This is a genomic window from Catenulispora pinistramenti (assembly GCF_018274385.1).
Classification (GTDB): domain Bacteria; phylum Actinomycetota; class Actinomycetes; order Streptomycetales; family Catenulisporaceae; genus Catenulispora; species Catenulispora pinistramenti.
Window position 1 is genome coordinate 1 of sequence record NZ_JAAFYZ010000263.1, and the last position, 13,691, is coordinate 13,691.

A 13,691-nucleotide genomic window follows, 5' to 3' on the forward strand; every position below is an offset into this window, starting at 1 on the left:
CCCCGCACCCCGCAGCTGTCGAGGCCGCACCGACCCGCCCGATGGGGATCTTGACACGCCAGTAGGCGGTCACCATAGTTCATACCTGTTTCATCCCGTGTCATTCTTGTCTCATCCTGTTGGTTTCTCATGGGCTGGGTACGCCAGCCTCTGGGCGCCGTTGAAGGAGTCGACCGCATGAGATCCGCGCCGCGCAGAAGGCCGCATGCCCGTGTCCTGCGACTGTGCCACGTCGCCACCGCGGCGGTGGTCGGGCTGGCCGTGGCCTTCACGCTGGCGGAGGCTCCCAGCGCTGAGGCTTTGCCCGCGGCGGCGGCGCAGGGGCAGGGGGCCGGTGCGGACCCGTGGGTGTTGAGCAACACCTCCTATGCGCCGGGTGACTACACGCAGGAGCCGTTCGTGGGCAACGGCTACCTCTCCCAGCGTGTGCCGGCCATCGGCGCCGGGTTTGAGGGTGACGGTGATCTCGGCACGGGCAACTGGCCGTTGGGCAACCCTCGTTCGACCACTGCTCTGGTCGCCGGGGTGTATGAGACGGACGCCGGCGACGCGACCGACTACATCTCCACGTTGCCGACCTGGTCGGACCTGTCCTTCAGCGTCGACGGCCATGTGCTGGATCCCCGGGTCCCGGCGAGCCAGATCAGCCGGTTCCGGCAGACGCTCGCGATGCGGTCGGGCACGGTCACCACCACGTTCGTGTGGACGCCCGCGCCGGGCCGGTCCGCGGCCGTGACGTTCGAGGTGCTGGCCAACCGGGACCGCATGCATCTCGGCCAGGTTCGGGCGAGTATCACGCCGATGTGGAGCGGGAGCCTGTCGGTCACCTCCCTGCTCAACGGCGCCGGTGCGCAGCGGATCACGCCGACCGCCCGTGCGGTGGACACCTCTGCCGATACCTCAGCCGATACCTCTGCCGATACCTCAGCCGACACCTCAACCGTCCAGCTGACCACGCCCGGCCGCGCCACCGCCGTCGCCGAAACCGCCCGGCTGGTGGCCGGCCCGGGGGTGAAGGTGTCTCAGCGCACTGCCGTACTGCCGGCTGGCGACCCAGCCACCGCGGGCGAGCAGTGGGCGGTGCCCGTGCGGGCCGGTTCGAGCTACGTGTTCACCAAGTACGTCGGCATCTCGACGCCCAACGATCCCGGCGACCCGCTGAGCGTGGCGCGTGACACCGTCGCCCAGGCCGTCGCGACCGGCTGGCGGGGACTGCTCGCCGCCCACACGGCGCAGTGGGCCGCGCTGTGGAAGCAGCACGTGACGGTCGACGGCCAGCCTTCGGTTCAGGCGGCGGTGAACAGTTCCTACTACCTGCTCTACTCAAGCCTGCGCGCCGGCGTGAGCTACAGCATCCCGCCCGCCGGGCTCTCCAGCGACAACTACGGCGGGGAGATCTTCTGGGACGCCGACACGTGGATGTTCCCCTCCCTGCTCGCGCTGCATCCGGAGCTGGCGAGGTCCATCGTGATGTTCCGCCACGACACCATCGCCGCCGCCGAGGCCAACGCCCGATCGGCCGGCTACCAGGGCGGCTCGTGGGCCTGGGACAACGGTCCCAGCGGGACATGCGGCGGCCTGGCGCCGTGCAGCGGCTATGAGGACCACCTCCAGTCGGACATCGCACTTGCCCAGTGGCAGTACTACCAAGCCACCGGTGACAAAGCCTGGCTCGGCAGCGACGGCTACCCGGTCATCAAGGACGTCGCCGAGTTCTGGGCCAGCCGCGTGAAGAAGGGCCCTGACGGCAAGTACCACATCAACGGCGTCACCGGTCCCGACGAGTACACCGCGGGCGTCAACGACGAATCGGCGACGAACGCCGGGGCGATCGTCGCGTTGCGCGACGCCGTGGCCGCGGCGCAGGCGCTCGGTGTGGCCCCGGACCCGGCTTGGTCGGCCATCGCAGCGAACATCTATGTCGCGACCGACGCCGACGGCACCCACCCCGAGTACCCCGGATACACCAGCCAGACGGTCAAGCAGGCGGACACCGTGCTGATGACCTACCCCTTCGGCTACGTCACCGACACCAAGACCGCCGCGGCCGACCTCGACCGGTACATGCCCGTCACCGACCCGGGCGGCCCCGCGATGACGGCGTCGGCGGAGGCGGTGATCGCGGCCCAGGTCCAGCAGCCGGGCTGCCTGGACTACACGCTGTTCCAGGACTCCTATCTGCCGTTCCTACGCGGCGGGTTCGACCAGTTCAACGAGACCCAGTACCTGACGCCGTCCGGCGGCCAGAGCAACCCCGCGTTCGACTTCGCGACCGGGGCCGGCGGATTCCTGCAGACCCTCTCCTACGGGTTCGCCGGACTGCGGTGGAACAGCGACGCGCTCTGGCTCGATCCGACCCTTCCGCCGCAGCTCTCGTCCGGGATCACCATCGCCGGACTGCAATACCAGGGCCGCAGCGTCGACGTGCGCATCAAGCCGACCCAGACACTCGTCACGCTCACCTCGGGCGCGCCGATCACCGTCGACTCGCCCGCCGGCCCGCGGACTCTCGCACCGGGCCGCCCGGTCGCGCTGGCGACCGCCCGACCGGACCTGAGCCCCACGGACGACGCCGCCCGGTGCCAGACCGCGTCGGCGTCGTCGTCGCAGACCGTTGATCAGCCAGCCGCGGCGGTGGACGGCAACAGCGTCACCACCTGGGCCGCCGTCGACACCGACTCCTCCTACACGGTGACGCTGGCGCACCCGGTCAAGACGGGCCATGCCCACGTTTCCTGGGGGCCGACAAGGCCCGCCACCTATACGGTCCGCGTGCAATCGCCTTCCGGGAACTGGCAGCAGGTCGCCAGCGGATCCGTACCGGCGGCCGGAGACCTCGACCCCACTTGGTCCCCGGTGGCCGCCCGCGCCATCAAGCTCACCTTCGCCGGCGGCAGTCCGGCCAGCATCGCCGAACTGAACGTGCCGAACGCGGCGGCCCCCGACCTGGTGACCGCGCTCAGCACGCCTGAAGCCATGGCGCCCGGCTCGTCGGCCGAGATCACGCAGACGGTGAAGTCGGTGGGGGGAGCGGACGCCACGAACGTGAAGACCGCGTTCCCGCTGCCCACCGGCTGGACGGTCACCCCCGAATCGGTCGCGACGACCGTCCCCAAGGGCGCGACCGTCGTCGACAAGTGGACGGTGAGCGCGCCGGCCGGCCAAGCCCCGGCCCGGGTCCCGGTCACCGCGACGACCACGTGGCAGGGGACGAAGTCCGTCGACACGACCACGTCCACCACCGCCGTGTACGTGGCGGCGCCCGTGCCGGTCGGCACCCCGGCCCAAGCCGAGAGCTCGATCCTGAGCGGCGGCGCGTCCGTCGCGAACGACCACACCGGCTACACCGGCACCGGGTTCGTCGGCGGCCTGTACTCCGGCGCGGCGGTCACGGCCGTCGTCTCCGTGCCGAACGCCGGCCAGCACCAGGTCACCGTCCGGTACGCCAACTGGACCGGCGGCCAGAACCCGCCCTACCTCACCACGACCCGGACGGTCAGCCTGGCCGCCGGGGGCTCGACCCAGCAGCTCTCGCTGCCCGTGACGGGTAGTTGGGACACGTGGTCGACGGTCACCGCCAATGTCAGCCTGCCGGCAGGCGACGACGTGATCCAACTCCTCGTCGGCCCCAACGACTCCGGGAGCGTCAACGTCGACAGCGTGCTAGTCGGGTAAGGAGGCTGCGTTTCGTATAAGGAGGTTGTGTTTCGTATAAGGAGGCTGCGTTCAGCGGTGGACGAGGTGGCCGGCGCTGATGACGGCGCGGTGGTGGCGCGGGTCGATCAGGTGGGCGATGTCGGTGAGCGGATCGGCATCGAGGAGGATCGCGTCGGCGTCCGCGCCGACGGTGATGGTCCCCATGCTGCCGCGCTTGCCGATCTTCTCCGCCGCTCGGCTGGTGGCGGTGGCGATGATCTCGCCGCAGGGCAGTCCGGCCTTGGCGAACAGTTGCAGCTCGCGCAGGAGCGCGTGGGCAGGGGTGGGGAGGACCGGTGCGATGTCGCTGCCGGCGACCAGTTTGACGCCGGCCTCGTGGAACAGGTGCAGGGAATGCATCGCGTAGTCGAACCGGACCTTCATCTTGTCGGCCGGGTGGTGCGGGAACGGCTTGCCGTAGCCGGGGCGCGCGGTGATCTCCGCTACGCCGTCGGGCTGGAGCATGCCGTCCGCGATGAGCTCGTCCAGGTACTCGGGGTCGCCACCGCGGCCCAGCTGTTCCCACGTGACGATCGTCGGGCAATAGTGGGTTCCCGCCTCGGCCAGGACTTCGGCGAGTTGCTCGGCCTCGCTCAGATCGGCCGGATCCCTCGGGATCGGGGAGTGCTCGATGCAATCGGCGCCGGCCTGCACGGCCTCCACGAGGTCCGCGCCGGTCGCGATGTGGACGAGCACTTTCTTCCCCGCCTCGTGGGTGGCGTCGATGATCGCGTCGAGCGCGGCCCGGGGGAGCCGCCGGCCGGTGCCCCCGGTGGCGCCGTCGAACATGCACTTGATGTAGTCGACCTTGTCGAGCAGTTCCTGGACGTGCCGCCGCGCGGTGTCGGCATCGTCGATCTGGAACAGCCCTCCGTTCTCCAGGCCCGCCACCTTCACGGGCTCGGGGAAGCTGTCCCGACTGTCCTGGATATCGCCGCTGTCCCGGCTGTTGGCGGGCCAGCCGTTCACGCCGGTGAAGGCCGCCCGGGCGCAGAACACCGCCGGCGCTGTGCCGTTGGCCCGGCCGGTCTCGCGTTCACTGCGCGGCAGCAAGTAGAGGCCACCGAGATCGCATACTGATGTGATGCCCATCTGGAGGTACCCCGCCAGCGTCTCGCGCATGGAGGCCGGTATCTCGGTCACCGGCATGCCCAGCACGGTCAGGTGGGTGTGGGTTTCCCAGAGGCCGGGCAGCAGGTAGCCGTCGCGGCCGTCGAGGACCGGCTCGTCGCCTGAACCACCGGACGCCCCCGAGGAGCCGGTGCCAGTGGGACGGATGTCGGCGAACCGTCCCGCGTCGATGAGGACGTCCATCCCGGGCCGTGGGGTGGTGCCGGTGCCGTCGATGACGGTCACGTTCTTGATGATCATCTGCGCTTCCCTCGCATCCGTCCATCCGCCTACGACTATCTGTATAGCATAAGCTATGTACTTGTGGTCTGCATGAGTATGTGGCGAGGATAGAATGAAGTCATGAGCCGTTCGCCGTCCCCTGGAGCCGATGACGAGGCCCTTCTCGACGGGGTCGGCCCCGCGCTGGCGGCGATGCGCGCCAGCGCGACGGACACCCGGCGGGTGCTGCGCAACCAGGTGTTGAACGTGATCGCCGAGGCGCCGGGCGAGATCACCGTCGGCGGCGTCGCCGAGGCGATGGGCGTCTTCCAGCCCGTCGCGAGCCGCACCATCGCGGCCTGCGTCGAGGGCGGCCTGGTGCGCCGCACGGCCTCGCAGGCGGACGGCCGGCAAAGCCTGCTCGTGCTCACCGAGGAGGGCGAGGCCGAACGCCGCCGCCTGGCCGCCGGGCAGCGCCGCGCCTTCGAGGAGATCACCGAGACCTGGGACCGGGCCGACCGGCTCCAGTTCGCGCGCTACCTGATCCAGTACAACCGGGACGGCGGCGAATGGGTCCGCCGACAGCGTCGAGAACAGCGCGACGGCAGCGGCGGTCAAGAACAGGACTGAACGTCGCTAACGCGTTCCTGGGATGCCGACTACGGTGCCGCCGGTCGTGGGGGAGCTCGACGGGCGGATCGTCAGCCCAGTCGCTCAAGCAGGTCGCGCAGCACGTGGACCTCGTCGTCCGTGAAGCCGGACAGCGCCGTGCGCATGCTCTGTGCCACTAGACGGTCGCACTGTCTCAGTACCTCGACTCCTTTCACCGTGGCCTGATGCAGGATGGCCTTTCCCCGGACGTTGCGCCGCTCGACCAGCCCCCGCTGTTCCAAGCGGGTGACGACCGCCCCGGCGGCCTGGTCGGACTGTCCCGTCAGTTGCGCGAGCGCGTGCGTGGAGGAGTCGGGGTGGGTGGCCGCCGCGTTGAGCATGCCCCACTGCGGCAGGGTCATCTCGAACGAGGCCAGCGCCGCCTCGCAGGCGGTCTGCTTGCGCAACTGGGCGCGCCGCAACAGCACCGCGATCTCGATCATCTCGTCGTCGTCCACGCCGTCGAGCCTACCCAATGTCCCCTAACTCGTATATCCTAACTGGTATATACGATCTAATGGATAGGGGCTGGTCATGGACGAGAGCTTCGTCATCAGCGGGGCGCGGGTCTTCGACGGCGAGAAGAGCCGCGGCCGACTGGACGTGCGGGTCGTGCGCGGGGTGATCGCGGCGGTCGGCGGCCCGCGCGATCCGGGCGACCAGGTGATCGACGGCGCGGGGGCGACGCTGCTGCCCGGCCTGATCGACGCGCACACCCACACCGATGAGGCCGCGTTGCGCCAGGCCCTGACCTTCGGCATCACCACCGAGCTCGACCTGCTCTCGATGGCCGGGCAGATGGGTCCGCTGCGTCGCACGGTGGCCCGGTCCTTCGACCTGGCCGACGTACGCAGTGCCTCGGTCGGGCTCACCCCGGCCGACGGGCACCCGCACCAGCTGCGCAAGGGGCAGGGCGACCCGGCCTGGCCGACCGCCGCGTCCGTCCAGGAGGTCCCCGGGTTCGTGGCGGACCGCATCGCCGAAGGAGCCGACTATCTGAAGGTCCTGATCGAGGACGGCCGGCTCCTGGGCGGCCCGGTGCCGGTCCTGTCGCAGGATGTGCTGGAAGCGGCGGTTCGGGAGGCGCACGCGAACGGGCTGAAGGTCCTGGCCCACGCCCTCACGCTCGAGGCGACGCAACGCGCCGTCGACGCCGGCGTGGACGCGCTCACCCACCTGTTCGTGGACGTGCCGCACACTCCGGGGATCGTTTCGCGGATCGCCGAGGCCGGCGTCTTCGTCATCCCGACGCTGAGCACGCTCGCGTCGATCACGGGGCAGAGCACCGGAGCCGAGTTGGCCGCGGACTCCCGCGTGCGGCCCAAGGTCCCCTCGGTATGGCTGGAGAGCCTCGCCGAGACCTGGCACACGGCGCCGGCGCCGAACTTCGCGTTCGCGCTGGAGACCGTCGCGGCGCTGCGTGCCGCGGGGGTCGACGTGCTGGCCGGTACGGACGCGGCGCATCTCGGCGCCCCCGGCACGACGCACGGCGCCAGCTTGCACGGCGAGCTCGGCCTGCTCGTGCGCGCCGGGTTCACCCCCGTTCAGGCGCTCAACGCCGCGACGGCGCTGGTCGCGCGGCGCTTCGAGTTGGCCGACCGCGGCCGCATCGAGCCCGGACTGCGCGCCGACCTGGTACTCGTCGACGGCGATCCGACCACGAGGATCGACGACACGCTCTCGGTGCGTGCCGTCTGGCGCCAGGGCGTCCGCCTCGCCGTCGACCCGGTCACCGCGACCGCCTGAATCGGGGCGAGGAGATGACCGAGCACGGATTGATCGACGTCCACGCCCACTTCACCACCGAGGACTACATCAGCATCGCGAAGGAGAACGGGAGCCGGGAACCGGACGGGATGCCGGAGGCCTACTGGCCGCGGTGGGATGTGCGGACCCACCTGAAGCTGATGGACGAGGCGGGCATCGCCATGGCGGTGCTCTCCCTGTCCTCGCCCGGCACGCACTTCGGCGACGACGCGGCGGCCAGGGCGCTCGCCCGCGAGGTCAACGAGGTCGGCGCCCGGATCAAGCGGGAGCACCCCGGCCGCTTCGGCCAGTTCGCATCCCTGCCCCTGCCGGACATCGGCGGCGCGCTGGAGGAGATCCCGCACGCCTTTGACGAACTCCACGCCGACGGCGTCGTCCTGATGACCAACAGCGCCGGACTCTACCTCGGCGACGAACGGCTGCGCCCGGTGCTCGCCGAACTCGACCGCCGAGGCGCCGTCGCCTTTCTGCACCCCACCAGCTGCGCCGGCCACGAGGCGCTCGCCCTCGGGTATCCGCGCCCGATGATCGAGTTCCTCTTCGACACCGCCCGGACCGTCGTCGACCTCATCCTCACCGGCACCGCGCAACGCTACCCCGGTATCCGGTTCATCGTGCCGCACGCGGGCGGAGTGCTGCCGCTGCTCGCCGACCGCCTCGAACTGTTCCGCTCCATCAACGGCGACACCGACGGCGACACCGACGGCGACACCGACGGCGACACAGTCGGCCCCACGGTCGGCGAGACGCTCGCAGGCCTCTACTACGACCTCGCCGGCACTCCCACCGACCGCCAGATGAAGGCGCTGACCAGCATCGTCAGCCCGGACCGCCTGCTCTATGGCAGCGACTACGCCTGGACCCGCTACGAGCAGGCGCTGCGCGCGACGGCGGCACTGGACGACGTCCAGGCCCTGGCCGGGCACTCCTGGCGGCACCTCACCACCGACAACGCGCGCCGCCTCCTCGGGCTGCGCGAGTAAGGACCCTGGTCCAGGTGTCCGGCCCGGTTGTCGATCGGGCCGGACACCGGCGTGCGCGCAGGGGGGCTCAGCCGGAGATGACTTGGACGACGAGCTCGAACGGTCCGCCCTGCGACGGGTCCTGCAACCCCACGTACTTGGGCAGCAGGCTGCGGTCCTCGATCATGTTGCGGAACAGGAAGTTGCCCGAGCCCGGATCCTGGATCGTGTAGAAGCCGCTGGTGAGCTGGCCCGGATCCTTGATCGCGGCGGCGTCGTCGCCGTCCTCGTCGGAGAACCCGACGAAGTTCCAGGAGGTGACCGGGAGCCCGGACCCCGCGGGGGCGACGATCGCGGGCGAGGGCCGCGAGGGCCCGGAGCCGGCGGTGGTGCTGGCGTCGCTGAGGACCAGGCCGCTCGCCTGGTCGGTCAGGACGAGCGAGCCGTCCGGGCCCGCGGTGACCACCCAGGTGGCGGTGCCGGGGTTGCCTGGCAGCAGGGTCGCGTAGACCTGCTGGTTGATGATGCAGACAGACGCGCCGTTGATCTGGATTTGGACGAGTGTGTCGGACACGGGGAGTCCTTCCGGGGGCAGCGAGTGGCAGCGGGTGCGGCAGCGAGTGCGGGCGCACGACTCAGAGCTCTGACATAAGCGATCGTCGCCGTGCGAAGCCTGGCGCGTCAAGAGCGCACCGTGTTCGTCTCATCACCCTGAGTCGTATGCGCGGTCAATCCGATTGAGGGGCCTCGGCCAAGGTCTTGAGGCCGTCGCACATCTCAATGGTCGCCCGAACGAGCTCATCCAGGGTGTCGCGATCGTCTTTGAGTCTGCCGTCGAGCCAGGCCATCTCGCTCACGGCGCCTCGTCCTTGACGCGCTTCGGCGAGCTCCATCAGGTGGCTCCTGCGCTCCTCCACCAACTTCCGCTTCTCATTCACGGTTCTGGCGACGTCGACTATTGCGAATCCTCCTCCGATCACCGGCGTGCGTGCGAGTACTTTCGGGAGGATCAGCGGCCCGTATTGCCCGATGGCGGTCGTGATCGCGCCGTAGAGGAACTGAGTGGCACCGGCCCGCAGGACGATACCTCCGGCATCGTCCACCGCTTTGAAATAGTCAGTCGCTTCCAGATAGGTCACCAGGTACGCGTTTCGACTGTCGAGATATCCGGCAATCGCCTGGAAGGTTGCCGCGACATGGAATCCGGCCAGGAGCCCGCATTGCGCCATCGTGTCAAGATGGTCTTGCGCCCGGGCGAGATCCTCGTTGTTCTTGGTGAGTTTGTCGAGTGCGGCAGGGACTTCCTGTGCCAGGACGGCGTCCAGGAGGTTCGCGTCTCCGCTTTCGAACGCCTCGCGAAGTCGGTCGTATGCGGCAACGATGCTTACTGTGTCTGGTAGGGCCGTGCGCTGGATGGGCAGCGCCCGCATCTGCTTGATCGTCCGAACCATCAACTTCGTGAGTGCGACGTTCATGGTCACCGAGACGGCGGCGAGTAAGGGGACGAACGTGGTCGCCGGCGACAGCCAGTGTTCGATTTCGGCCTCGATTTGCTGAGCCTGCACGACGTGGACTGGCTCTTGGCCGTATTCCGGCAAGGAGATGAGCCGCAGGCGCTCCTGGGCCTTGCCCACGAGGAAGGGGCCGACTCTGTCGAATGCGGCGATCTTCCGTGTGCACGTGCGATAGCCCCTGCGGACGAGATAATCAGCCCTCTGCAACGCCGCGGCGTTCTCTTCGTGCGTCATCCGACGGCCGTCGGCCTTGCCCGCTGGGCCTATCGCGTATTCGGCTGGAAAGGGGACTTCGGGCAAGGCGGTCACAGGGAACTCCTTCCGATGCGATCAGCTCACGGCGGGGTGGAAGTAGAAGGACTCGTTGTTGGCGGGGTACGGAAGTTGGCCGTACTGCAGGGGGTACTGGATCACCGGGGTGCCGTCGGCGCTGGCGTTCTCGCTGACGTTCACGTACAGATCGGTGGTGGTGTCGTTGATGGTGGTCAGGTTCGGGAACAGCGGCACGGGGTGTTCCAGAGCGAAGTTCTGGGTGTCGTTTCCGTTGCCGCCCGGGTGGCATTGCCACACGTTCATCTGGGAGCCGGTCGTGCTGGCCGCGCCGTTGTCCACGTCCAGGCACTTGTTGCTGTTCACGCTGATGATGCGGTCGTAGGTGTTGTAGAAGCCGGTGGCCTTGAGCTTCCACAGTTGGTTGGTGCCGTTGTCGGGGTGGTAGAGGATGACGTGCGTCCCGTTGGCCTTCTGCGCTTCCTCGACGTCCAGCACGCTGGAGTTGCCCTGGTCGCTGATGGTGAATCGGGTCGGGTTCGCACCGGCGCGCAGGGAGCTGAACGTGACCGGCCAGTGGTCGCTGCCGCCTTCGTTGGCGCCCCTGGTGGCCTGCCAGTTCTGCGTGAGCACGTTGGAGACCATGTAGTCCAGCTCGCCACCGCTGCGCTGGGTGGCCATGCCGCTGTTGTAGATGTGCGATCCGGCCGGCAGGCCCAGGGCGGGCAGGTTGCGCGGGTCGCGGTTGAAGTCGCCCAGGACCACCCAGTTGGGCACGCCCAGGTTGTGGGCCTCGTCGACGACGTCCCTGATCAGGACGCCGGAGTCGCCGCCGCCGGTGGCGCTGGAGTGGATGGAGGCGAACGCGGTGTCGTCGTCGCGGTGGACCACCACGAGCGCGTCACGCACGTAGCCGTCGACCGAGACCACTTCGTCGGGGAGCCACGAGGTGATCATGGCCGGGTTCACGCCCAGATTCGCGTGGACGGCCGGGTGCAGGATGAACAGGTAGCGCACCCCCCTTTGCCGCCCGCCGGGAATCCGGTAGCCGTCGATGCCGGCTCCGTAGATGGGGCGCAGGGGCTGGGCGCCGGTGGGCGGTGTGATCGGGGCCTCTTGGAGGGCGACCACATCGGCGTTGTTGGACAGGGCCAGCGCGGCGGCCCAGCGGTCGGTTCCCCGTTGCATGTTCCAGGTGGCCAGGCGGTGGGTGTCCGCGGCGGCCGCGCTGGTGGCGGGCCCGGACAGGATGAGGAAGGTGGCGGTCAGCAGGACGCCGGTGAGCAGCGCGAGCAGTTTGCGCCGGCCACCGGTCCTCCCGGAGCCCTGGGCTCTGTTCAGATGTGGGTGGTGCATACGTCTCACTATCACAGACTTCGTGCCCTGCGATGCTATATCTGAGTACTGATTTATTTGGCCGGGTTGTGGACCGCGCCCGGGTGCCGCTTGCCTTGTCCGGTAACCCGAATGCGTTGACCTGGTGCGCATGGGAGCGCACGCACCTACCGTCGGACTCGTGTGCCGGTGAGGCATGAACCGAGGAGAGCGGGGCGCAGCTATGGCGAAGGCGTATCTGGTCGGCAGCGGAATCGCGTCCCTGTCCGCGGCGGCGTTCCTCATCCGTGACGGTGGGTTCGCCGGGGCGGACATCGTGATCCTGGACGAACAGGAACGCGTCGGGGGCAGCCTGGACGCCGCCGGGTCGCCGGAGACCGGCTACACGATGCGCGGCGGACGGATGTTCGAGCTGCATTTCCAGTGCACCTACGACCTGCTGGCCTCCATTCCGTCGCTGGACGACCCGGCCAAGTCGGTCACCGAGGACACGTTCGAGTTCCACGACGATTTCGCCTGGGACGACCACGCCCGCCTCGTCGACGCCGAGGGAAAGGTCATCGACGCCCATTCGATGACGTTCACCGAGCGCGACCGCCTGGAGCTGGTCAAGTGCGTGGCCACGCCGGAGCGGATGCTGGACGGCAAGCGCATCTCCGACCTGTTCCACGAGGAGTTCTTCAGCACGAACTTCTGGGCGATGTGGTGCACCACCTTCGCCTTCGAGCCCTGGCACTCGGCGATCGAGTTCCGCCGCTACCTCAACCGGTTCGTGCATCTGTTCAAGACCTTCGACACCATGTCCGGGATCTACCGCACCAAGTTCAACCAGTACGACTCGATCGTCCGGCCGCTGCTGAAATGGCTCACCGACCAGGGCGTCACCGTCCAACTCGGCACCCGCGTCACCGACATCGGCCTGGCGGACGGCAAGGCCCTGACCGCCCAGTCGCTCACCTGGCAGCGCGACGGGAAGACCGAGCAGATCCCGCTGGCCGGCGACGACCTGGTCCTGGTGACCAACGGGTCGATGACCGCGAACTCGACCCTCGGCTCCACCGACACCGCCGCCGTCCCGGACACGACGGGCTCCAGCGGTTCATGGGCGCTGTGGGAGACCCTCGCCGCCAAGCGCCCCGGGCTGGGCGACCCGAGCGTGTTCACATCGAGCGTCCCGGACTCGACCTGGGAGTCGTTCACCGTCACGACGAAGGATCCGACGTTCTTCAAGCTGATGGAGGAGTTCTCCGGCAGCGAGGCCGGCAAGGGCGGCCTGATCACGTTCAAGGATTCGAACTGGCTGCTGACGATCGTCCTGAACCACCAGCCCCACTTCCGCGAGCAGCCCGCCGACACCTTCGTATGGTGGGGCTACGCCCTGTTCCCGGACAAGAACGGCGACTTCGTGAACAAGCACATGTCGGCATGTAGCGGCCGGGAGATCCTGGACGAGGTCCTGCGGCACCTCGACTTCGCCGAGCGCGAGCAGATCCTGGACGACTCGATCGTCCGGCCGGCGCTCATGCCATACATCACCAGCCAGTTCCTCGTCCGCTCCCACGGCGACCGCCCCGACGTCGTCCCGTCCGGCTCCACCAACCTGGCCTTCATCGGCCAGTACGCCGAGGTCCCCGACGACGTCGTGTTCACCGTCGAGTACTCGGTCCGCACCGCTCAGACCGCGGTGGCCGCCCTGCTGAAGCTCGACACCGGACCCAAGCCCGTCTACAAGGGTCAGCATGACCCCAAGGTGCTTGTCGAGGCGCTGCAGACCCTCCACAGGCGCTGACTCGTGGCTGCTGTGCGTCGGCGGGCTAGTCAGCGGTTGTTCGGGGTTCGGGTCGTCTTTTGTGGGGGCTGGAGTTTGTGGGCCGGGTTGCTGTTGGGCTGTGGGTTTTAAATGCCTTTTACGGCCTTCGGTCATAGTTGTGCCGGTTCGGGGTTCGGGGTGGTGGGTGTGTTTGTCGGCTGCCGGTTCCCGCGTTCACAACCCCGCCCCACCTCAGGCCTCTTCAACTCCAGCAAGTTGGGAGAAGGGCACAGGCAAGATCAACAGCAAGATCAAGGTCAAACCCATGGTGAAGAGCCGGGCCTCCGGCGGGCCTCGGCAACCTCAGGGAAACTAGCGCGGTTCCCTCGGGTGGCTGGGTCAGGGCTCAGCGGC

At 68.7% G+C, this 13,691-nt stretch carries 10 protein-coding genes; 5 read left to right on the top strand and 5 right to left on the bottom strand.

The window, feature by feature from the left end; genetic code table 11:
• The first annotated feature begins 177 nt into the window (after nucleotides 1-177).
• Entirely contained in the window at nucleotides 178-3,675 is a 3,498-nt protein-coding gene (locus KGQ19_RS42440; protein WP_212020193.1) for a glycosyl hydrolase family 65 domain-containing protein, read from the top strand.
• 51 nt (nucleotides 3,676-3,726) lie between these two features.
• Here KGQ19_RS42440 and KGQ19_RS42445 read toward each other — a convergent pair whose 3' ends face one another.
• Nucleotides 3,727-5,067: an amidohydrolase family protein gene (locus tag KGQ19_RS42445; RefSeq protein WP_212020195.1), complete on the bottom strand. Its 1,341-nt coding sequence runs from the start codon at nucleotides 5,065-5,067 to the stop codon at nucleotides 3,727-3,729.
• Nucleotides 5,068-5,169: 102 nt separating this feature from the next.
• Between KGQ19_RS42445 and KGQ19_RS42450 the strand changes: the two genes are divergently transcribed.
• A complete protein-coding gene (locus tag KGQ19_RS42450; protein ID WP_212020197.1) occupies nucleotides 5,170-5,658 on the top strand; it encodes a MarR family winged helix-turn-helix transcriptional regulator in 489 nt (162 codons plus the stop codon).
• A gap of 71 nt (nucleotides 5,659-5,729) precedes the next feature.
• Here KGQ19_RS42450 and KGQ19_RS42455 read toward each other — a convergent pair whose 3' ends face one another.
• Complete coding sequence (locus KGQ19_RS42455) at nucleotides 5,730-6,137, bottom strand: MarR family winged helix-turn-helix transcriptional regulator (protein ID WP_212020199.1); 408 nt, start codon at nucleotides 6,135-6,137, stop codon at nucleotides 5,730-5,732.
• 76 nt (nucleotides 6,138-6,213) lie between these two features.
• Here KGQ19_RS42455 and KGQ19_RS42460 point away from each other — a divergent pair, with 76 nt between their 5' ends.
• Together KGQ19_RS42460 and KGQ19_RS42465 are read left to right on the top strand one after the other, a co-directional pair.
• The gene (locus KGQ19_RS42460; RefSeq protein ID WP_212020201.1) at nucleotides 6,214-7,425 is read left to right on the top strand and encodes an amidohydrolase family protein; all 1,212 of its coding nucleotides are present in this window, start codon (nucleotides 6,214-6,216) and stop codon (nucleotides 7,423-7,425) included.
• A 14-nt stretch (nucleotides 7,426-7,439) separates the two neighbouring features.
• Nucleotides 7,440-8,429 (top strand): amidohydrolase family protein, encoded by a 990-nt coding sequence (locus KGQ19_RS42465; RefSeq protein WP_212020208.1) that lies wholly within the window; start codon nucleotides 7,440-7,442, stop codon nucleotides 8,427-8,429.
• Nucleotides 8,430-8,496: 67 nt separating this feature from the next.
• Here the strand turns inward: KGQ19_RS42465 and KGQ19_RS42470 are convergent, their stop codons facing one another.
• The 3 genes from KGQ19_RS42470 to KGQ19_RS42480 form a co-directional block, all read right to left on the bottom strand.
• On the bottom strand, nucleotides 8,497-8,982 hold the full coding sequence (locus KGQ19_RS42470) for a ricin-type beta-trefoil lectin domain protein (protein ID WP_212020210.1): 486 nt from the start codon (nucleotides 8,980-8,982) through the stop codon (nucleotides 8,497-8,499).
• 154 nt (nucleotides 8,983-9,136) lie between these two features.
• Nucleotides 9,137-10,231, bottom strand: coding sequence for a hypothetical protein (locus KGQ19_RS42475; protein ID WP_212020212.1), 1,095 nt, complete (start codon nucleotides 10,229-10,231; stop codon nucleotides 9,137-9,139).
• 21 nt (nucleotides 10,232-10,252) lie between these two features.
• On the bottom strand, nucleotides 10,253-11,548 hold the full coding sequence (locus KGQ19_RS42480; protein ID WP_212020214.1) for an RICIN domain-containing protein: 1,296 nt from the start codon (nucleotides 11,546-11,548) through the stop codon (nucleotides 10,253-10,255).
• 202 nt (nucleotides 11,549-11,750) lie between these two features.
• Here KGQ19_RS42480 and KGQ19_RS42485 point away from each other — a divergent pair, with 202 nt between their 5' ends.
• A complete protein-coding gene (locus KGQ19_RS42485; protein WP_212020216.1) occupies nucleotides 11,751-13,316 on the top strand; it encodes an oleate hydratase in 1,566 nt (521 codons plus the stop codon).
• Nucleotides 13,317-13,691: the final 375 nt, after the last annotated feature.

Excerpts from the sequence above, each read along its gene's own strand:
- KGQ19_RS42485 (WP_212020216.1), top strand. The coding sequence starts at position 11,751 with ATGGCGAAGGCGTATCTGGTCGGCAGCGGAATCGCGTCCCTGTCCGCG.
- KGQ19_RS42465 (WP_212020208.1), top strand. The coding sequence starts at position 7,440 with ATGACCGAGCACGGATTGATCGACGTCCACGCCCACTTCACCACCGAG.
- KGQ19_RS42445 (WP_212020195.1), bottom strand. The coding sequence starts at position 5,067 with ATGATCATCAAGAACGTGACCGTCATCGACGGCACCGGCACCACCCCA.
- KGQ19_RS42480 (WP_212020214.1), bottom strand. The coding sequence starts at position 11,548 with ATGCACCACCCACATCTGAACAGAGCCCAGGGCTCCGGGAGGACCGGT.
- KGQ19_RS42440 (WP_212020193.1), top strand. The coding sequence starts at position 178 with ATGAGATCCGCGCCGCGCAGAAGGCCGCATGCCCGTGTCCTGCGACTG.
- KGQ19_RS42460 (WP_212020201.1), top strand. The coding sequence starts at position 6,214 with ATGGACGAGAGCTTCGTCATCAGCGGGGCGCGGGTCTTCGACGGCGAG.
- KGQ19_RS42450 (WP_212020197.1), top strand. The coding sequence starts at position 5,170 with ATGAGCCGTTCGCCGTCCCCTGGAGCCGATGACGAGGCCCTTCTCGAC.